General features: G+C 49.3%; 17 protein-coding genes and 1 pseudogene. 3 read left to right on the top strand and 15 right to left on the bottom strand.

All coding sequences use genetic code 11. The features are described from left to right. Positions 1 to 220: 220 nt before the first annotated feature. Positions 221 to 1,609, bottom strand: a complete 1,389-nt coding sequence (gene rlmD, locus ACTVDO_RS11965) for a 23S rRNA (uracil(1939)-C(5))-methyltransferase RlmD (protein WP_020958556.1) — start codon at positions 1,607 to 1,609, stop codon at positions 221 to 223. A 236-nt stretch (positions 1,610 to 1,845) separates the two neighbouring features. Between rlmD (ACTVDO_RS11965) and ACTVDO_RS11960 the strand changes: the two genes are divergently transcribed. Together ACTVDO_RS11960 and ACTVDO_RS11955 are read left to right on the top strand one after the other, a co-directional pair. Next, positions 1,846 to 2,262, top strand: a complete 417-nt coding sequence (locus ACTVDO_RS11960; RefSeq protein WP_033011350.1) for an Rrf2 family transcriptional regulator — start codon at positions 1,846 to 1,848, stop codon at positions 2,260 to 2,262. A gap of 83 nt (positions 2,263 to 2,345) precedes the next feature. After that, a complete protein-coding gene (locus ACTVDO_RS11955; protein ID WP_442901595.1) occupies positions 2,346 to 3,221 on the top strand; it encodes an SDR family oxidoreductase in 876 nt (291 codons plus the stop codon). A gap of 256 nt (positions 3,222 to 3,477) precedes the next feature. Here ACTVDO_RS11955 and ACTVDO_RS11950 read toward each other — a convergent pair whose 3' ends face one another. The 11 genes and pseudogenes from ACTVDO_RS11950 to ACTVDO_RS11900 all read right to left on the bottom strand — a co-directional run bounded on the left by ACTVDO_RS11950 (position 3,478) and on the right by ACTVDO_RS11900 (position 17,662). Continuing rightward, positions 3,478 to 4,947 carry an alanine/glycine:cation symporter family protein gene (locus tag ACTVDO_RS11950; protein ID WP_442901594.1) on the bottom strand — a complete coding sequence of 490 codons (1,470 nt, stop codon included), beginning with the start codon at positions 4,945 to 4,947 and terminating at the stop codon, positions 3,478 to 3,480. Positions 4,948 to 5,243: 296 nt separating this feature from the next. Beyond that, positions 5,244 to 8,585, bottom strand: coding sequence for a DEAD/DEAH box helicase family protein (locus tag ACTVDO_RS11945; RefSeq protein ID WP_442901593.1), 3,342 nt, complete (start codon positions 8,583 to 8,585; stop codon positions 5,244 to 5,246). Positions 8,586 to 8,633: 48 nt separating this feature from the next. Next, on the bottom strand, positions 8,634 to 9,749 hold the full coding sequence (locus tag ACTVDO_RS11940) for a restriction endonuclease subunit S (protein ID WP_442901592.1): 1,116 nt from the start codon (positions 9,747 to 9,749) through the stop codon (positions 8,634 to 8,636). After that, on the bottom strand, positions 9,746 to 11,200 hold the full coding sequence (locus tag ACTVDO_RS11935) for a type I restriction-modification system subunit M (protein WP_442901591.1): 1,455 nt from the start codon (positions 11,198 to 11,200) through the stop codon (positions 9,746 to 9,748). Before ACTVDO_RS11935 ends, ACTVDO_RS11940 begins: the two co-directional genes overlap by 4 nt. A 365-nt stretch (positions 11,201 to 11,565) precedes the next feature. After that, positions 11,566 to 12,021: a type II toxin-antitoxin system VapC family toxin gene (locus tag ACTVDO_RS11930; protein WP_442901590.1), complete on the bottom strand. Its 456-nt coding sequence runs from the start codon at positions 12,019 to 12,021 to the stop codon at positions 11,566 to 11,568. Beyond that, positions 12,014 to 12,304, bottom strand: coding sequence for a hypothetical protein (locus ACTVDO_RS11925; protein ID WP_442901589.1), 291 nt, complete (start codon positions 12,302 to 12,304; stop codon positions 12,014 to 12,016). The genes ACTVDO_RS11930 and ACTVDO_RS11925 overlap by 8 nt, the downstream gene beginning before the upstream one ends. A 118-nt stretch (positions 12,305 to 12,422) precedes the next feature. Continuing rightward, a pseudogene (locus ACTVDO_RS11920) lies at positions 12,423 to 12,569 on the bottom strand (DUF4351 domain-containing protein); the annotation flags it as partial. 495 nt (positions 12,570 to 13,064) lie between these two features. After that, positions 13,065 to 14,441 carry a 23S rRNA (uracil(1939)-C(5))-methyltransferase RlmD gene (rlmD, locus tag ACTVDO_RS11915; RefSeq protein WP_442901588.1) on the bottom strand — a complete coding sequence of 459 codons (1,377 nt, stop codon included), beginning with the start codon at positions 14,439 to 14,441 and terminating at the stop codon, positions 13,065 to 13,067. Positions 14,442 to 14,518: 77 nt separating this feature from the next. Beyond that, positions 14,519 to 15,439: a diacylglycerol kinase gene (locus tag ACTVDO_RS11910; RefSeq protein ID WP_041267827.1), complete on the bottom strand. Its 921-nt coding sequence runs from the start codon at positions 15,437 to 15,439 to the stop codon at positions 14,519 to 14,521. Positions 15,440 to 15,583: 144 nt separating this feature from the next. Then, entirely contained in the window at positions 15,584 to 17,101 is a 1,518-nt protein-coding gene (locus tag ACTVDO_RS11905) for a flotillin family protein (RefSeq protein WP_020958549.1), read from the bottom strand. Positions 17,102 to 17,122: 21 nt separating this feature from the next. Further along, positions 17,123 to 17,662 (bottom strand): NfeD family protein, encoded by a 540-nt coding sequence (locus ACTVDO_RS11900; RefSeq protein ID WP_442901587.1) that lies wholly within the window; start codon positions 17,660 to 17,662, stop codon positions 17,123 to 17,125. Between the two features lie 213 nt (positions 17,663 to 17,875). Here ACTVDO_RS11900 and ACTVDO_RS11895 point away from each other — a divergent pair, with 213 nt between their 5' ends. Then, a complete protein-coding gene (locus ACTVDO_RS11895; protein WP_442901586.1) occupies positions 17,876 to 18,754 on the top strand; it encodes an Rpn family recombination-promoting nuclease/putative transposase in 879 nt (292 codons plus the stop codon). Positions 18,755 to 18,855: 101 nt separating this feature from the next. Here the strand turns inward: ACTVDO_RS11895 and ACTVDO_RS11890 are convergent, their stop codons facing one another. The 3 genes from ACTVDO_RS11890 to ACTVDO_RS11880 form a co-directional block, all read right to left on the bottom strand. Then, positions 18,856 to 19,185 carry a DUF962 domain-containing protein gene (locus ACTVDO_RS11890; protein WP_050368152.1) on the bottom strand — a complete coding sequence of 110 codons (330 nt, stop codon included), beginning with the start codon at positions 19,183 to 19,185 and terminating at the stop codon, positions 18,856 to 18,858. Beyond that, positions 19,166 to 19,522, bottom strand: coding sequence for a hypothetical protein (locus ACTVDO_RS11885; RefSeq protein WP_225995674.1), 357 nt, complete (start codon positions 19,520 to 19,522; stop codon positions 19,166 to 19,168). The genes ACTVDO_RS11890 and ACTVDO_RS11885 overlap by 20 nt, the downstream gene beginning before the upstream one ends. Before the next feature lie 737 nt (positions 19,523 to 20,259). Next, the coding region (locus tag ACTVDO_RS11880; RefSeq protein ID WP_442901585.1) for a winged helix-turn-helix domain-containing protein at positions 20,260 to 20,680 on the bottom strand (421 nt) is incomplete at its 5' end.

Genomic DNA, 20,680 nt, shown 5'->3' with positions numbered 1-20,680 from the left:
TAAGAATTGATTATTTTTTCTGTATATTCAGCACATTATATTATACATTCGTGTAGTTGAAAAATATAACCTTTTTCTTCCGCTTCCGATCGAAACAATCGCGAATATGGGCCGTTTTTTGCTATTATCCCCTTATGCCACGCCGGGAGGTGAAAGACTTTCCAATCGACAATCATAAAGCCCGTTTCCCCCTCACTTAGGGGAACGGGCTTTTCCTGATTTATGATGATTTGACAAGCAACGCACAGCACTCGACGTGCGCTGTATGGGGAAACATATCGACCGGTTGAACGGTTTTCAATGTATAGCCGAACGGAACGAATTCCGCAATATCGGCCGCAAACGTCTCCGGATTGCACGAGACGTACACGACCCGCTCCGGCTGGGCCCGGCCGATTTTTCGCATCACTTTTCCGCCCGCGCCGGAACGCGGAGGATCCAAAAGCAACAGCTCCGGCCGCCCGAACTGCTCCAACACTTCATCAATCCCGCGCCGCGCATCCCGCGCCAAAAAGTACGTATTGTCAATGCCGTTGTCTTTCGCGTTTCGTTTCGCCGATTCAATCGACGTCTCGACGATTTCAATGCCGGCCAACGCCTTCACCCGCTTGGCAAACGGCAGGGAAAACGTGCCGACCCCGCAGAACAAATCAATCATCTTCTCATGCGGCTTCGGCTCTCCCATCTCCAACGCGAGTTCAACGAGTTTGGCTGCCTGCACCGGGTTCGTTTGGAAAAACGTATCAAACCAAAGGCGGTAGCGAAATCCGCACAATTCGTCGTAAATGAAATCGCGCCCGGCCAATACGTGCGTTTTCTCCGCCTGGGTGCGGTCGGCCCACGCCCGGTTTTCAAGCCAAAGCAAACTTTTCAGCTGCGGAAACTTGTTCGTCATCCGCTCCGTCAAATCGGCCGCCGCTGCCGACAGCTCCCCTTCCGGCGCCTCGGTCGCAAAAAGCGCCGCCATCAACTCTCCTGTCGCAAACGACTCGCGCACCATCAAGTGGCGAAGCAACCCTTCATGCGTGTCTTTGTTATACCCCGTCAATTGATGATCGCGAGCCCAACGCGCCACTTCCATCGCCGCTTCGACCATCGTTTCTCCGGCGATCAGGCACGTCTCAAGCGAAATGATTTGCCGGAAGTTGCCTTGCTCGTGCAGGCCGAGCAAGCCTTCCGGAGAAAACGTAAACTCCATTTTATTGCGGTAACGCCATGGGCGCTCCATCCCGATCGTCTCACGCACAACGTCCGGATCAAATCCGTGCTTCACAAGGAACGCCTTTACCTGTTCGGTCTTATGCCGCAGCTGCCCTTCATAGTGCCAGTGCTGCCACACACAGCCGCCGCAACGGTCAAAATGCGGACATAGCGGTTCAAGCCGTTCCGGGTGCGGCTCCATCACTTCTTCCAAGCGGGCGTTCGCCCGGCGCCGTTTCGGCTCGTTGATCACGACCCGCACTTTTTCGCCGGGAAGCGTCGACGGTACGGTAACTTTCAACTTCTTTTGCTTCCCGTCACGCTCATGCCAAACAACCGCCTGCCCGGCTCCTTTTTTATCTAACTCATGGATGTCGGCAATGAATGATTGCTTTTCGCCATTCGTCAATGGCTTTCCTCCTTTCGAGATGAACGATGTTGTCACCCTTTATGTATTGTACACGATCAGCGGGCGAATCCAAAGCACCTTTCCGTCACGGCATTCCCTCCTCTTCCCTTCCGGCGCCACCTTTGGCGGGGATTTATCCCTTTCCGACCGGAAGCACGATTGATCCAAAACGGCCAGCACCAAAGTTGACTTTTCCTGAAGATATAACTATAATGGTTACAACGGTGGTGTTTTACGTGAAACAAATTAGCACACGATTTTCGATGGCCGTGCACATCCTTTGCTTGCTTGCGACCAGCCCGGCCGATTGCACCGGAGATTTCATCGCGCAGAGCGTCAATACAAACCCTGTCATCATCCGTCGAATTATGGGCATGTTAAAAAAAGCGGGGTTGGTTGACGTCCGCCCCGGAGTCGGCGGCGCTTCGCTACGCAAACCTCCCGACCAAATCACGCTGTTAGACGTGTATCGGGCCGTCCGTGTCGTGGAAACGGATCAACTGTTTCGCATCCATGAACATCCGAACATTCAGTGCCCGGTCGGGCGGAATATCGAGGCGGTTCTGCAAGCCGAACTGAAAGCGGCGCAGGCGGCCATGGAAGAGCGGCTTTCGCAAACGACGATCAGCCGGCTGATCGCTCAATTTCAATAATAAAAGCTCTTAACAGGGCTTTTATTTATACATTGGTTGTAACCAAACTGGTTATAACAAAACAAATGAGGAGGTCTAGGCGTATGAACATATTAGTCACCGGGGCAACCGGAAAATTAGGAACGAAAGTCGTCGAAACGCTGTTGAAATCCGTGCCGGCTCACCAGCTGGCCGTCAGCGTCCGCCAGCCGGAAAAAGCCGAACATCTTCGGGCCCGCGGAGTCGACGTTCGCCATGGCGATTTTGACCGCCCCGAAACGTTGGAGACAGCCTTTCAAGGGATTGACCGGCTGTTGATCATCTCCACCGACGGAGACAACGAAACAAGAATCCGCCAGCACACAAATGCCGTCAACGCCGCCCAACTCGCCCAAGTCGGATTCATTGCGTACACAAGCCTGGCGAATGCAAGCAAAAGCCGGCTCGCCTTGGCCGAAGTGCATCGGGTGACGGAAGAAGCCATCGCAAACACCGGCATTCCGTACTCCTTTTTGCGCAACAACTGGTATTTGGAAAACGAAATCGGAACCGTTCAAGCCGTCCTCGCCGGGGCGCCTTGGGTGACATCAGCCGGGACAGGCAAAGTCGGCTGGGCCCTTCGCCAAGACTACGCCGAAGCCGCCGCTGCCGTCCTCGCCGGAGATGGCCATGAAAACACAATTTACGAACTTTCCGGCCCCCTCATGACCCAAGAAGAACTCGCCGCCGCCCTCGGCGCCGTCTTAGGCAAAGATGTGCCGGTGCAACAAGTCGACGATGCTGCTTATGCTGATATCATGAAAAAGGCTGGTTTGCCCGATCCGCTCGTGTCGTTTCTCGTGGACATTCAACGCGGCATCCGCGAAGGCTCCTTAGAAATCGAAAGCAACGACTTTGAAAAACTGCTCGGCAGACCGGTGACGCCGATTCACGACGCGCTGGCCCAACTTGTTCGTGACCTAAAGGGAACAACCCATTAATTTCCACAAAAACCGGCCCTGCGGCCGGTTTTTTTACGAAACAAACTTCCTCCCCCTCTCCCCTTTTCCATCTTCCCGACCGCCATCCCCGTCAGCTCATCAACCGTTTCGTCATCATCTCCTGTTGCCAACCTTTTTTCCCCAATATCCGCTTTGCCTAGCAGGATTCCAAAGCGGCCATTCCCAGGATGCCGGACGCACAAAAACGGTGTCCCGAACGCAGCGGGACACCTCCAACTCTACAACGTATGATGGCTTATAACGCTTGTTCCTTCTTTTCGTCCACTCTCGTATACCCATTTTCCCAAAATGTCGCGTTCTTGATCCCGTATTTTGACGCATTGAATTCCGGATCCTTGCCTTGCTTCAGCTGCTCCTCATAATCTTTTAGCGCAATATAGGCCGGTTTAAACAACAACAAGATCGCGATCAAGTTGAGCCAAACCATGATTCCAAGCCCGATGTCGCCCATCGCCCACGCCGTCGTCGCCGTTTTGACCGTTCCGTAGAAAGTGGCGGCCAAAAAGATGACTTTGAGGGCAAAGAAGGCCTTCCCCCTCTTTTCACTGCGCACCAGATAAGCGAGGTTCGTCTCGGCAATATAGTAATAGGCGTACATCGTCGTAAACGCAAAGAAGAAAAGGGCAATCGCAATAAACGCCGAGCCAAATCCCGGGAAGAGGGTGTCCACCGCCGCTTGCGTATACCCTGCACCCGGTTCTACCCCTTCAAGGTTGACGACAATCGGCTCCCCGGTTTTTTCATTAATGACATTATACTGGTTAGTAAATAAAATCATCAGTGCAGTCGCTGTCACGACTAAGAACACATCCAAATAGATTGAAAACGCTTGCACAAGTCCCTGCTTGGCCGGGTGGGATACTTCCGCCGCCGCCGCCGGATGAGCGCCTGTCCCTTGACCAGCTTCATTGGCGTAAAGGCCGCGTTTGACGCCCCACATCACGGCCGATCCAAGAATTCCGCCAAACACTTGATCAGCGCCGAACGCGCTTTTGAAAATTAGGCCAAAAACATCGGGGACTTTTTCAATATTCACCGCAATGATCGCAATCGCCACCAACAAATAGCCGGCGGCCATAAACGGAACGACAATTTCCGCCGTTCTGGCAATCCGCTTTACCCCTCCAAAAATCGTAAAACCAAGAATCGAAATGACAATAATTCCTGTAATCAGCTTCGGAACGCCAAACGCATTCGAAAACCCATCCGCGATCGAATTCGCTTGAATGCCTGGCATCAACACCGCCATGGAGAGAAGGATCGCCGCGGCAATCACAACCGCAAACCATTTCCAGCCAAGGCCCTTTTCAATATAGAAAGCTGGCCCGCCCCGGTACTGCCCGTCTCGTTCCTCTTTATAAATTTGCGCCAGCGTCGACTCGACATACGCCGTCGCCGCACCGATAAACGTAATGACCCACATCCAAAAGACAGCTCCCGGTCCCCCGTAAGCAATCCCCGTTGCCGTTCCGGCGACGTTCCCGACCCCAATACGGCCGGATAAAGACATCGTTAACGCTTGAAAGGACGAGACCCCCGCGTCAGAGCCCTTCCCGGTCGTCACAAGCCGGATCATCTCTTTCACATGGCGAATTTGCAGGAAACGGGTGCGAATGCTAAAATACAAACCACAACAAACAATAAAACCAATTAAGAAAGGGCTCCATAATAACCCGTTCACCGTTTCGACCATTTTTTCAACCAAACAAATCCCTCCTATATTTTTGTTGTATAACACGAGCCCAAATTATATTATAAATATCACAAGTTTTTGTTTCAATAATTTTTTATAATAGGTTTTTTATATATTTTCTGGATATATCCCGCACTTCTCACCTCAGCATTACAAGAACAAAGGACATTTTATTTAGTTTTCTAACGTAACTCAGTATGGATATACTCATTTCGTTCTATACGCATAAGAAATATAAGGCATCTTCAAGACACTTTCAACCTCAAAGATGCCTGAACATCGAAGAAAAACAAAATGGATTACTTTTCCTACGCCCCCGCGATCTCTTCGGAATTTCGGTTAATCTCATCGATAATGCGAATAATCTTGCGCGCGTCGTCCATGTTGTCCTGAAACAGTTCAACGATGCTGCCGACGGTTTTAAACGGTTCTTCCTGCAGCACCCGCTTGTCCATGACCCCGTTTTTCACGAAGTAATCGACGATTAATTTGACAAACCGGCTTTGTTGGATGTTCAACCGTTCGCTTGATAAAAATTCGGAAAACGCTTCGTTGGCGGCCTGCGGGTCAAGGCCGACGATTTGGCGGACGAGCTTTGTAATCGGCGTGTCGCCGAATTCTCTTTTATAATCTTCCTGTGTGCCAAGCTCATTCCAAAGAATATGCTCCAACGTTTTTAAGTCTTGGACTGTCAGCTTTTTATTATTTCGCAACTTGTAGATGGCCATCTGGTCGCGGTGTTCGTGCAGATAATGTTCCACCTTTTTTCGATAATTTTTCAGATCATTGACATGAAACATCGGACCGTTTTCTTTGACCTCTAAAACTTGGTCTTGAAAGTTCGTATAGTAAATTTTGCGCGTTTCTTGTTCCAAGAATTTCACTAAATCACGCAACGCCTCACGGACGGCTTCCAATTCGAAAATATCGGCTTCGCTCCAAAATTCTTCCGTCTGTACTTTTTCAATAATGTATTTTTGTTCCACCACTTGAGGAATCGAACCGAGTTTCGACAACGCCTCTGCGGTGCGGATCACGCTTCGAATCGGCTTTGTGGCATTTTTCGTTTGCAGCTTCGCCAATTCGATCGTGTACATAAGCAAATCAAACCGTTTCGCCAATTCATCATCGTTTAGCGGAACAATCAACGGCGAAATATGTTCTTTGATTTCATTAACATCTATCGCTGTTAAGGAGTCCCATTTAGCTCGATTTTTAAACTTATGCACATATTGAATATGTTGACGTACACGGAAGTTTTCTTCGTTTAACTTATTGATTTCCGCTAGCACCTCGTCAATCAATGCATTGCGATAGGCAATATACTCTTCTTCTTGGTACTGTAAATGTTGCAGTTCTTTGATGATTTCGACTTTAGCGTTAAATAGACGCTCCGTTAAGCTTTCCACCGCTTTTCCTTCGATTCCTTTCGGGTTTTCACGGAAAAACTCAAAGTTGCCGCAATAGTCAAAAATAAGGAAATGCGTTTTATCTTGCCCGACTCCGAATAAGTCTTTGCATAAACGGGTTCCGCGCCCAATCATTTGCCAAAACTTTGATTTGGAGCGTACCTTTTTAAAGAACACAAGGTTGACGACTTCCGGAATATCCACTCCAGTATCGAGCATATCGACCGATACCGCAATTTGCGGCCATTTGTTGCGGTCGGAAAAATCGTTGATTAATGTTTGATAATAGTTCACACTGTAATCAATGACCCTTGCAAAGCCGCCCTTGTATTCAGGGAACAATTGATCAAAGCGCTCCACGATTCGTTCCGCATGGCGATGGTTTTTCGCAAAAATAATCGTTTTGCCAAGTTTGTCCCCGCCTTCGACGCGAATTCCTTTTTCCATTAAATCTCTGAGTACCGTATCAATCGTATCGTCATTAAACAACCATTCATTTAACGCGGCACTGTCAATATCCTCGCCTACTTCATCATCAAATGTTTCTTCATATCGTTCTTTTTCTTCATCAGATAACTCATCGTAATGAATGCCCTCTTCAAGAAATTTAAGCTTTGTTTCAATGGTGCGGTAATCGACTAAATAGCCGTCTTGCACTGCCTGGTCCAACTCATACGCATACGTCGGCACACCGTTTTCCAAATCAAACACTTCATACGTATTGCGGTCAATTTCATCTTTCGGCGTGGCGGTCAGCCCAAGCAATATGGCATCGAAATAGTCGAAAATGGCCCGGTATTTCTTATAAATGCTCCGATGCGACTCGTCGATGATGATGAGATCAAAATGCCCGACCGTAAAGAGCCGTTTGCCGTCTTTCCGCTTCGCTTCGTCAATCGCGTTCATCATCGTCGGATACGTCGAAAACACCATCCGGCTTTCCTCCGGATTGTCTTTGTTATCAAGCAAATTGCAAAGCGTCAAGTTCGGAAGCAAATGGCTAAAGCTGTTTTTGGCTTGCGTTACCAGCGTTTTGCGGTCCGCTAAAAACAAAATATTTTTTACCCAATTGTGGCGAGTGAGAACATCGACAATCGAAATCGCTGTCCGAGTTTTGCCGCTCCCCGTCGCCATGACAAGCAATGCTTTGCGCCGTTTGTTCTCGAGCGCGTCACATACGGCTAACACCGCTTCTTTTTGGTAATATCGGTTTGTAATATTGTCATTGATTTTTACATTTCGTAACGGCCGCTTCATCGTGCGGCGGTCTATAAGCAAGCTTAATTCTTCCTTATTGTAAAAACCGGAAACCTTCCGCGCCGGATAGTTAAGGTCGTCCCAAATATACGTTTCAAAACCGTTTGTGTAAAAAATAATCGGACGTTGGCCATGCATTTTTTCAATACAGTCGGCGTATAGCTTGGCTTGCTGCTTTCCTTTGTTCGGGTCAGCGGTTGTCCGTTTCGCTTCGATGACCGCCAGCGGCTTTCCGTTGTCGCCAAAAAGAACGTAATCGACATAGCCGACTCCTTCTTGATTCGGCATGCCAACGACAGGATATTCCACAATAACGTCCTTTTTAAATTCCCAACCCGCCAGCTTCAAATCTAAATCAATATATTTCTTTCTTGTTTCCCATTCGCTTAGTTCATCGACTTGGAAGTGGTACTCTTTTGTATTCGCTTCCCGTTTGGCGGTGAGAAGAGCGCGGAGCTGTTCATTTTCTTTCATCATTTCCTCAAGACGCTTGTCTTTGGAGCTTAACCGTTCGTATAAATCTTTTAATTCTTCCGGACGCTCGCGCTTTTCCTCTCCGATTGGCAACAACGATTCATCAAAATCCGTAGCCGTATATTCATCTGAATAACAATAATCAATCCAAGACACAAACTGATGAAGATGATGCAGGGAAAGAATCGCTTCTTCCCTCGTAATCATCGAGTTCGTATGAACCGCGACATTTCCCAGTTTGACAATGTAACGCAACAACGGCAACAAGTCTTCATCAATAATGGACAAAAAGACGTTGTCATGAATCAAACTGGAAAGATTATCTTGATACGGAACTTTCAAAGCGCTGTCAAAGCTGTACACCCACTTCACCGCCAGCTCCAGCGCACGGCGCGTCAAAATCGCGCACGTCGCCGGACTCACCACTAAACTTTTCTCCGCCTCTAAACACGCATTCGTAAAACTCTCATAATGAGGTTTGCCTACTAAAAACTGAAAGTTGGATAACAACAAATCCCCCTCCCTCGACCAAACCAACATGAATTTCCTTCACATTTATTAATCGTTGAATAGTTCTCCCTTAAATACACGTTGCATGAGGGAGTTGAAGATATTGTTTAGTTCAATTAAATTTTGTCGCAATAATTGTTTTTTCTCTTGAATCACTTTAAACCAATGAACAAAATATTTTTGATCTTCTAAAGTTGGAAGTATAATATTGACTTTATTCAACCCTTCGCGGCTAATAGTATATTGTCCCGCTGAAGTTTTTAAATTTTTTCTTAATTCTTTTTTACCTATATAGGAATTTAGATAGTATGCCAAAAAAATATTTTCTACAGGCTCAATCGTTTTAATCCTAATTATATGGTCATTAAAGAATACTTCTTCGCTATATCCAGTAAAAACAGCACTCCTACCTACATAATCTGGATTACCATTTACTCTTATTAACAACAAATCATTTAGATTTACGCGAAAATTCTCTTTTTCTGCTTCATTTAATTTGATTCTATTCACGTCTGTATAGTCGATAAGGTTTTCTTTAATATCACGCAATCTTAATACAATATTCCCATCTTCGTCATTGCCTCTTCTAGAAATTCCATTTTTTGTTTCTTTTATAACCTCTGCAAATTTAATTCGAGTATTCTTTTCGGGATTTCTAAATAAAATCTCCAAAAACACACTTTGCGCCAGTTGATCCAACGCTTCGATTTGGGCTTTTCGTTTGTCGATGAGTTCTTGGGCTTTGTCTAGTATTCTGGAGATTAGCATTTGTCTATTCTTATCCGGTAAATAAATTTTTATTTTTGAAATATTATTTCTTGTTATCTGTGGTTGCGCACTTCCCGAAATAACATCCTTAAAACCTCTGTATTTTAAATAATAATATAGATATTTTAGATCAACTTTTTCTTTATCAAGGGAATCAAGTGCCATTGCGTTTCCAGTTACATACGAATATGGCTGACATATATTAATCTCGCCACATGTAGCCCCTCTACAAGTTATTAGGATAGTTTCTTCAGTATGTGTATATTCAGAGTAGTAACCAATAATCCCATTTGCTCCATAAACCGGATATCCTTCATCTGTCAATTGATTCATACTAATTGTTTTCCATTGTTTTGGAGAACATATATCTGATAATCGATATAAGTTGTTACTCACTTTAACATATCCTCCAGTTCTTTCAACCCATTTACAATTTGTTTCTCTAAATCCAGTACTCTCTCAAGTATCACACTCGGCGCTTCATACTGTACCTCTTCATACTCAATCTCTTTATATTTGTTAATCGAAAGGTCATAGTCGTTTTCCCGGATTTCTTCCACCGGCACAAAGAACGATTGCTCTGTCCGTTTCCGATCTTTTTCTGCTTCACGGTTATGGAAGCGCGCAATGATGTCCGGAATGTCGTTTTCTTCAATCGGAGTGCGCTTGTCGTCTAAAGAGTAGCCATCGGCTTTCATGTCATAAAACCATACTTGATCCGTTCCGCCAACGCCTGTTTTCGTAAAAATCATAACCGCTGTTGAAACGCCGGCGTATGGTTTAAAGACGCCGCTTGGCATCGAAATAATGGCTTCTAATTTATGATTTTCCACAATTTCTTTGCGGATATCTTTATGCGCCTTCGAGCTGCCAAACAATACCCCATCTGGCACGATGCAGGCACAGCGTCCGCCCGTTTTTAAGATGCGCAGGAATAAGGCCAAGAATAAAAGCTCTGTCTTCTTTGTTTTAACGACTCTTAATAAGTCGCTGGAAACGGCTTCGTAATCCAACGAGCCTTTAAACGGCGGATTGGCGAGGACAAGGGTGTATTTGTCTTTGTCTTTGTTTTGTTCCGACAACGAGTCGCGGTATTCAATATTCGGGTTTTCGATGCCGTGGAGCATCATGTTCATCGCGCCAATCCGCAGCATCGTCCGGTCCATGTCAAAGCCGTAGAACATGTGGTTGTTAAAGTGTTCTTTTAAACTTTGCACGAAAAACAAGTCGTTGCGGTGTTTGCGCAAATATTCGCCCGCGGCCACCAAAAACCCCGCCGACCCCGCCGCCGGGTCGACGATGATGTCTTCCGGCGTCGGTTTCATCAGCTCGACCATCATGTGAATGATATGGCGCGGCGTGCGGAATTGGCCGTTCGTGCCTGCCGTCGCGATTTTTGATAACAAATACTCGTACAAATCGCCTTTTGTATCGCGGTCCTTCATCGGAATGCGGTCAATGCCGTCGACGATTTTAACGAGCATTTGCGGCGTCGGGATCATAAAAATGGCGTCACCCATATATTTGGCATAGGCCGATTGGCGGTTGCCGTGCAAGTTTTTGATAAACGGAAACACTTCATTGGAGACGACATCGTACATATGGGCGGCTTCAAAATGTTTGAATTTGCTCCAGCGCAAGTGCTGCTTATCGGGAGGAAAGATGCGTTCCGATTCGATGCCGAGCAACGCGTCCTCCTGCTCGCGCTGTGTTTCGACTTCATCCAAGCCTTTGATGAACAATAAGTACGTAAACTGTTCAATGACCGTCAGCGGGTTCGTAATGCCGCCTGTCCAAAACGTTTCCCATATTTTATCGACTTTGTTGCGCAATTCGCCTGTGAGCATGTATGTATGTACCTCCTTGTTATTTCCAATCTCCATTATATACTGTTTTCGGCGCAAAAGGGGAAGAAAAATGCGTTTGATGCCGGTTGGTGCTCAAGCAGCAGCACTGTTGTGTTCTACGTCCACAATAAGAACCGGGCGAAATTTTCCGCCCGGCCGATCTTTGAAGCCGAAATAAACATCATAAATATCTCCAGTCTTTACGTTCGTTATGATCCCTCATCAATCTTCAAACCATTCCGAATCATGTGGATCATTAGGATTCAAAAGAACCCGGCTCTCGTCATCTGCTTGGAACACTTTTACTTTGCCTCTGGGACAGTGGTAACCATATACGATGGAAAGTGGTGAACGCAGCATACCATTTACAACAACCGGTGGAGGAACTCTTGCAAATGTTGGGGATCCTCAATAGGATTGACATAATCTAATCCTAAATCGGTTAGACGGATAAAATCTTTATCATTATTGCTAAACAACGTCATGCGTTTTGTGATGGCCGTAGCGGCAATCCGTGCATCTCCAGCTTTCAACGTTTTTCCTGTTTCAATTTTACATTTTCGTCTCAATTCGGCCGCCTTCTCTGCAACCTCAAAATCTACGCTATAGAGTGTAGAAGCATAGAGATAAGCATACCGTTTGTTGCGGATCTCTTCATTTATTTCCACTTTTTCATACGAAAGAAACTCCATCGCCACCACGCTCGACATAGCGATCTCAAATCCATCGTTTAACAACCGGGTGAAGAGGTGCCTAATCGGAGGATATCCTAGATAATGATACACAAAAATATTGGTGTCAAGTAATGCTTTTTTACTCAAGCCCTTGATCCCTCCACTCCTCCTCTTCCCGATTGGCTATTTTCAGCAGCTCTTTGACATCTTCACCAACCGGCAAGGCACTTCCTGCCAAACTCTCAAACAAACGAATTTTCTCTTCGGTGTTTAACGGCCGCGGCTTGATGGCCCATCCATCCTCCCGCTCTTCAATAACCGTTAATTGCAATAAATTCGCCTCCCGCAACGCTTGTTTCACTAACAAAAGAAGACCGTCGTTACGGTAATTCTCATTGCCACGCCGCCCATCTGTATCCGCTTTCTTCATGATCAATTCCTCGCTTTCTCTTCATCGTAACGTGAAAGCATGAAACACTGAGCCTTCCCGAACGTCTAATATGGTTTTGATTGGGGAATGAAGGACCACCTAACAACCGATGCCTCGGTGTTTGGAAAAAGCCAAACGACAGACGCCGCTCCGCCCCATCGAGCTCGAGGCGGACGGGCATGCACACAAAATTCATTTTCACTTCCACCTTCTCATCTTCATTATAACCTATTTCGCTTAACAAGACAGCGGCGACGGGATTGTCACCCACGCCATGGCAGTTGCGCAATTGGATCGCAAACAAAAAGGCCGGGTCAACCGGCCTGTTGCCTTATTTCTATCCATTCCAAATAAACTCATTCCCCCTCCCCTCGCTCCAACCCTTATTCTTCCGCCCCCATTTCTTCCCATTTGAAATAAACTCGTTCCTCCTCCCCCGCTTTTTGCGGATTTTTTCTCCGTTTTTTTCCCGCTTTTTTCCTCCAAATAGACCTACTTTATTTCGATTTTTGGAAAAAGAAAAAGGACGAGCGCGGGCGTTTCCTCCGCTTCGCCCTTTTCATCTTCCCCGCCTCTTGATCGCTTTTCCCTTGATTTCTCTATGATTCCCCCGCTTTTTCTTCTGATTTTCCTCCTCTCCCCTTCCCCTCCAATGAAACGGAAGAGGGCGTTTTCTTTTTCCAGTAAACATCTTCCAATATTCAACTTTCTTTCTTACGATGAACGGCTATTTTTGTAATGGAACGAGTTTATTTGGTGTTTACAATTTTTTTATAAGCAACGCGCAACACTCGACATGCGCCGTATGGGGAAACATGTCGACGGGCTGGACTTCGAGCGTTTCGTAGCCGCCGTCTTCTAAGAGGCGCAAGTCGCGGGCGAGGGTTGCCGGATTGCACGAGACGTAGACGACGCGGGGCGGTTTCATGGCGATGATCGTCTCAAGCAGCGAGGCGTCGCAGCCTTTGCGCGGCGGGTCGACGACGAGGCAGTCGGCGCGGATGCCCTCTTCGTACCAGCGCGGGATGACGTCTTCGGCGGCCCCGACCGCAAACGTCACGTTCGTGATGCCGTTGAGCGCCGCGTTGCGCTTGGCGTCTTCGATCGCTTCGGGGACGATTTCGACGCCGTAGACGTGTTTCGCTTTACGCGCCAAAAAGAGCGAGATCGTGCCGATGCCGCAGTAGGCGTCGATCACCGTCTCCCGCCCGGTGAGCTCCGCGTACTCGAGCGCTTTGTCGTACAGCACTTTCGTCTGTTCCGGATTGACTTGGTAAAACGAGCGGGCCGAGATGGCGAATTGGATGTCGCCGATGCGGTCGGTGATCGACTCGCTTCCCCATAACACACGCGTTTTGGCGCCGAAAATGACGTTCGTCCGCTCGGGGTTGACGTTTTGCACGATCGATTTCACGCCCGGGATGTCGCGGACGATGTCACGGACAACGTCCTGTTCGTGCGGCAGACGGTCCGTGCGGGTGATGAGCACGACCATCACCTCGCCCGTCGCAGCGCCATAGCGGGCGACAATATGGCGGAGAACGCCTTTGTGCGCCGCCTCGTCATACGGCGGGATGCCGTAGCGCTCGGCGATGCGCTTGACCGTCTGCACGACGACGTCGTTTTTCTCTTGTTGGATCAGGCAAGCGTCCATATCGATAATGTCGTGGCTCCGCTCTTTGTAAAAGCCCGCCACCAAGCCCCCTTCGCGCTCGCCAACAGGCACTTGCGCCTTGTTTCGGTACCGCCACGGGTCGTTCATCCCGATGACGGGATGGACGGTGACGCCGTCCAACTTGCCGATGCGGGCAAGCACGTCTTTCACTTGCTTTTCTTTCGCCTTCAGCTGGCCCTCGTAGCTGAGGTGTTGCAGCTGGCAGCCGCCGCATTGGCGATAGACGGGGCACGGCGGCTCGACGCGGTCGGGGCTCGGTTCGTACAGCTCGATGAGGCGGCCGTACCCGTATCCCTTCTTCACTTTGATCACTTTCACCTTCGCCCGCTCGCCGGGGAGCGCGTGCTTTACAAACAACGGAAAGCCGTCGACTTTCGCCACCCCGAGCCCGTCGTGGGTCAAATCGGTGAATGTCACGTCATAGTACTCGTTTTTGGCGACTGGTGCTTGTTGTTTCGTCATGTCGTTCCCCCTGTCTACCGTTCGTTTGTATATGTAGCGTGCCCTTTAGGGCGACAAGACATAAGAAAAGAACAGGTTTACTCCCCTGTTCTCACTTGCTCTGCCTTTTCTTTTGGCATCAACACTTCCATATGGCGGTATAGGTTGACAAACTCCCCTGGAAGCATGCCGCCGAATTCGCCGTCTAAGTTCAATTGCATCGGCGAACGCACTTTCACCCGATTCGCTTTCGTGTAGATGACGTGCGGGTCGTTAATGTGCTCGCCGCGCGCTGCGAGGGTGACGAGACGGACAAATTCCGCCAAGTTCGTTTTTTTGACGATGATAAAATCGAACAGGCCGTCATTCAACGATGAATCGGGCGCCAATTTTTCAAACCCGCCGACCGAGTTCGTAAGCGAGACTAAAAACATCATAATTTCGCCTTCAAACAGTTTGCCGTCATACTCAATTTGCGCTTCCGTCGCCTTAATGGACGGCAACATCTCGATCCCTTTCAAGTAATAGGCGAGCTGGCCAAGCATCGTTTTCAGCTTGCTCGGCACTTCGTAGGTGAGCTCGGTCAGGCGCCCGCCGCCCGCGATGTTGATGAAATAGCGCGTTTTGTCTTCGTTCGCCACACAGCCGATGTCAATCGGGACGGGCTCACCTGTGGCGATCACCTCGCACGCCCCTTCGATCGAGCGCGGCACGCCGATGGCGCGGGCGAAATCGTTCGTCGTGCCGACAGGGATCACGCCCAATTTCGGCCGATGCGGCTGATTGGCGATGCCGTTGACGACTTCATTGATCGTTCCGTCGCCGCCAGCGGCGATCACGAGGTCAAATTCCCGTTCCACCGCCTGCCGGGCGGCTTTCGTCGCATCGCCCGGGCCTTCGGTGGCGTGGCACGATGTTTCATAGCCCGCTTTTTCCAGCCGGATCAAGACATCGGGCAAATGGCGCTTAAACAGCTCGCGCCCTGATGTCGGGTTGTAAATAATTCGAGCTCGTTTCATCATCCTCAACCTACTTCCTTCTTTTCCATTCCACTCGTTCCCATCATAGCGAAACAACGCTCAATGCGCAACTCCGAAACATGTCGGGAGCATGGCCGCGGAAAACAGCGCCCTTCGATCAAGGGCGCTGCGATAAGATGGGCATCATTCATTTGCCTTCGCATCTTGAGACGGTGCCGACGCGCTCATCGGCTTGGCGGCTGCCCCGCCTTGGGCGATGTTCTCAAGCAGCTGCTTCACATCGAGGCCGGTCGACGCTTTCAACGTCTCCTGCAAGCTTGCCATTAAGTTCGTCGCGTACCCTGTGACACGGTTGGCGCCGCCGCCTGACCCCGAGCCTGTATCGACGATCGTCAGCTTCTCGATGTTCGAAAGCGGGCTTGCCACTTGTTTCGCGTATTCCGGAAGCATCTTGATGATCATGTCGAGCACGGCCGCCTGACCATAGCGCTCGAACGCTTCGGCGATCTTTTGTTTCGCTTCCGCTTCGGCAAGACCTTTCAGGCGGATGATTTCCGCTTCCGCCTCCCCTTTTGCCTTCTCGGCCTCCGCTTTGGCCAAACCGTCGAGGCGGACGCGCTCGGCGTCGGCTTTCGCCAGCGTTTCGACGCGATATTTTTGCGCATCGGCTTCGGCGATTTGTTTCGCCTTCTCCGCCGCTGCTTTTTGCTCGATCGCATAGCGTTCGGCGTCGGCTTTTTTCTTCACTTCCGAATCGTATTGGCGCTCGCGGCGCAAAATTTCTTTTTCTTCAAGCTCAATTTGTTTTTGCCGCTCGATGATTTTGATTTGCATTTGTTGGGCCATGACTTCTTGTTTCGCCTTCGCTTCTTCCAAATGGTACGCCTGATCGGCGCGCGCTTTGGCGATGTCTTGTTCTTGGCGGAATTCGGCAAGCTTCAGTTGGTTGACTTTCTCCGCCTCGGCGATTTCCGTCAGCCGCTCAAGCTCGGCTTTGCGCGCTTCTTTATCCGCTTCGGCGCGCTTGATGCGCGTCTCTTTTTCCGCCTCGGCCGTGGCGATGTCAGCGTCGCGCTTCACTTGGGCGATGCGCGGCTTCCCGAGCGCATCGAGATAGCCGTTTTTGTCGCGCACGTCTTTGATCGTAAACGAGACGATGACGAGCCCCATTTTCGCCAAATCTTGGGATGCGACGCGCTGCACTTCTTGGGAGAATTTGTCGCGGTTTTTGTAAATTTCTTCAACCGTCATCGACCCGAGAATGGAGCGGAGGTGGCCTTCCAACACTTCCCGCGCTTCATTTTCCATATCTTGACGCGTTTTCCCTAAAAACTGCTCAGCCGCGGTCGCGATTTCGCCGATCGAGCTGCCGACTTTAATGATCGCCACCCCATCCGCCATGACGGGCACGCCTTGTTCCGTATACACTTCCGGTGTTTGCACGTCAAGCTTGATCGACAATAGGCTAAGCGGCTCGGCCTGTTGGAAAATCGGCACGACAAACGTGCCGCCGCCGCGGACGATTTTAATTTTGTTTCCCGATTCATCGATATGGACGTTTTTGCTTCCTAAGTAGCTGCCGGTGACGATCAGCGCCTCGTCCGGCCCAACAGTGCGGTAACGGGCGATAAAAATGGCGATGAGTCCGACAAGAAGCAAGACGACGACGCCGATCACCACAAGCCATGGTGTCATAGCCATCACAGTTTCCCCTTTCCTTGTTTAGATCGAAACATGGTATGGATCGTGCTTCGCCACTACAGCGACGCCGTTTTCCATTTGCACGATGACAACTTCCTCTCCAGCGGCGATCTCCTCGTGACGGAGGCTTTTCGCCGCTTTCGCCACCGCCCCGCTTTTGCGGGAAATGAGAATTTCCCCAAACCCGTCAGGCGGCACGGGGACGATCACTTTCGCGAGCGACCCTTCCAAGTCGGCATCCGTATACCCGAGCGACGCCTCAGCCGAACGGAGCGGCAAAAAAACGAAAAAATGCAAAAGCAGCACCGCGACAAGCGCCACACCGATGCCCAGCCACAGGATCAAGCTGGAGGCCCAATCGGTATACCATTCCGCCAACAGCCCGACTGCGCTGCTGACAATGAAAAACGATAAAATCAGCTGCGGACTGAACAACGGGTGGTCCACTGCATCCAATGCACCATCCAGCACATCACTAAAGAAAAAATACACGATCGTCAACACCGCGCTGACTACGAGCACGATCCCATAGATGACCTCAGGCGGATGCCCAAAAACCATTTCCCTCCCTCCTTTCGCCTTTACTTATTGATACGGGCGGATCAACGGTTGGTTTCATCATTTTTCCAATGTCATCAAAATTCGACAAACTCCTTCCGATTTCCTTTCTTTGAACAAAAAACTTCTATGAAAAATGCTTTGGACAGGCAGGATTTTGCGTTGTGTAGAGCGAATAAAGCGATGGGAATCCAAAAATACATAGGGAGGGAGACCATGTCAGAAACGCGCATTGACCATGATCGCCTGTTTAAAGAGTTGTTAAGTACATTTTTTGAAGAATTCATTCTCCTCTTCTTTCCGCATGTATACGAGCATGTTGACTTTCACCATCTTTCCTTTTTATCAGAAGAAGTGTTGACCGATGTTACTGCAGGGGAAAAACATCGAGTCGATCTATTGGTCGAGACAAAGCTAAAAGGGGAAGATGGGCTGATCATTGTCCACATCGAACACCAAAGTTACATCCAACCCACTTTTTCAGAGCGAATGTTCATTTATTTCAGCCGCTTATTTCAAAAACACCGCCGCCGTATTCTTCCGATCGCCATCTTCAGCTATGACGCCACTCGCGGTGAACCTTCCTCTTTCACTGTGGAGTTTCCGTTTTTGACCGTTCTCGATTTCCGTTTTTTGACCATAGAATTGCGCAAACTCCCGTGGCGCGAGTACATCCGTCAGAACAACCCGGTCGCCGCCGCTTTGTTAAGCAAAATGGGGTATAATGAAGACGAAAGGATCGAAGTGAAAAAAGAGTTTTTGCGCATGCTCATTCGTCTCGAGCTGGATGAGGCGAAACAGCGGCTGTTGTTCGGCTTTTTCGAAACGTATTTGCGGTTATCGGAGGAAGAAGAAGTCCGACTGCGAGATGAGGTGAAGACCATGGAGGAGAAGGAGGCTGCCAAAGTCATGGAACTTATCGTGTCATACGAACAGAAAGGCATGGAAAAAGGAATGGAAAAAGGAATAGAGAAAGGAATGGAGAAAGCAAAGCTGGATGTTGCGAAACGAATGTTGGCAAAAGGATTTGATGCTGACACGATCCATGAACTGACCGGACTGCCGCTGGAAACGATTGAACAATTGAAGCCATGAGAAGGCAACCCCCTTCTCCCTGAATCATTCGGGTTGCCGCCCCCCATTTCTCCAAACTTTGGAACATCTTCAGGGAGAAGGTCTTTTCATCGTTCTTCGCTTTATTCCTCTGAAATCCCCAGCCGCTCCAACTCCCGCCCAAGCTGCCCCGTAAGCATGAGCCCGTACATGCGAAAATCGGCCCGAAGCGACCAAAACGGATGGCCGAAGGTGGCGGGCTTGTTTCCTTCAATGAAAAAGTGGCTGAACCAGGCGAGCGCATAGGCGGCCACTGGAGCGCCGAGCAGCCACCACGCATTCCTCGTCACGATCGCAATGATCACAAACAAAAACACGAAGCTCGTTCCGACAAAATGCCAGCGCCTTGTCGCCCGTTTGCGGTGCTGAGTCAAATAAAATGGCCAAAACTCTTCATAATCGCGGAATTCCATCTCCCTTTCCCCCTTTGATGGATGCGGCGCGCCGCCCACGAATGCCGCGAACGAGCAGCACCCAGTACCCGATCATGTACAGAAACAGCACAAGCGACAGCCACGCCCACCATTGCCCTTCGATGAGGGATTGCTGCCAGTAGGCGAACGGATCGACGCCGACCCTGGCGATCGTGTGAAAATTGTTCAGAAAAAAGAGCGGCACTGCGATCACCGCAACGAGCGAATACAAGCGGCGAACCGTTCCTTTCACTAGCATCGCCACACCGACAATCAAGGTGGCCATGCACATAATGTAGTACAACACGGACATCCATAGCGGCGCACTCGGGCCCATTTCAAATCCCTTTTCATCCGTCATAATGGCCATATTCGATGAGAACCAAAAGAGTTCCTTCCTGTTAGAACGATGTTCCCTTCCTCTGTGAGGGAGCGGCTGCTCAAGTTCAACACACACTTGGCCTGCACCCACAAAGCTCCCCTTCATAATGAATTGTGTTTTCAAGTTGCGGGAAAGAGTGTGGGAACACAGAAGGACGTAACTCTTAGAACGGGATCTCCTCCATTTTTGGGATCATGCCCGCTCAGCTGCAGTCAGTTCGCTTTTGTTATGTTTAGCACTTGAGAATCAATACCTAATTTCTATATACATGCAACATGAAGAGTTAACTTCTCAGTCATCCTGCACACCCTAAGCGTTGCAGCACTTCCTGCGGACGTTCGTGGATGTCGTCCGCAAACCGAGCAATGGCCTGGACGATATCGTTTCGATGTTTGTGAAACACATTGGCGATCACGGTGTCTTTCAGCCATTTCCACAAGCTGAATGCGGGCGTGATCCAACACCAAGACGATGAGACGGTCTGGATAGCGCTCTTTGAGCATTCTCAAGAAATTCAAGAACGTCGCGGCATTGGCGCGGCAGTCGTTTGATGAAGCACCGTTTCGCCATCGTGGATGTTGACCGCGCCAAACCGCGATACGTGGGCATGATGGCCGAACGTCGGCACTTGTTTTTGGCGGCCGACTTCTGACCATGTGGACCGCAAGACATGGTAAGAGCGGATATGGGTTTCATCGATGTACAGAAGAACGGCATCTTCTGTGTCCTTGGTGATCAAGTTTTTTGATCAGATCCATTTGCTTTTCCAATTGCTTTTGCTCATCCGGGTTCCCTTTCGCCAGTGTGTACGTCGGTCGTGTCCACGACAGCCCTTTGCGGTGCAGGAGTTTTCGCAGCGCTTCGCGGGAAATGGAAACACCGAATTGCTTTTCGACATAGGATTGCAGGAGTTTGGTGTTCCACGCCGAAGCGACGTCCCATCCCAGTTCCGCGGGAGTGGTGGTCAACACAAGCTGTTTGATCTCTTCCTGCTGTTCTTCGGTGAGAAACGGCTCCCGCCCGGGGGCGAAATCCCGATGAAGCAAGAGCTCCAGACCGCCTTCGTTGAACAGCGACACATAATGGGAAACGGTTTGTCGGCACACGTTGACC

The sequence above is a fragment of the Geobacillus sp. BK01 genome (assembly GCF_052220245.1).
Classification (GTDB): Bacteria; Bacillota; Bacilli; order Bacillales; family Anoxybacillaceae; genus Geobacillus.
Note: the sequence above shows the minus strand (reverse complement) of the source record. Positions and strands in the feature narration are given on the sequence as shown.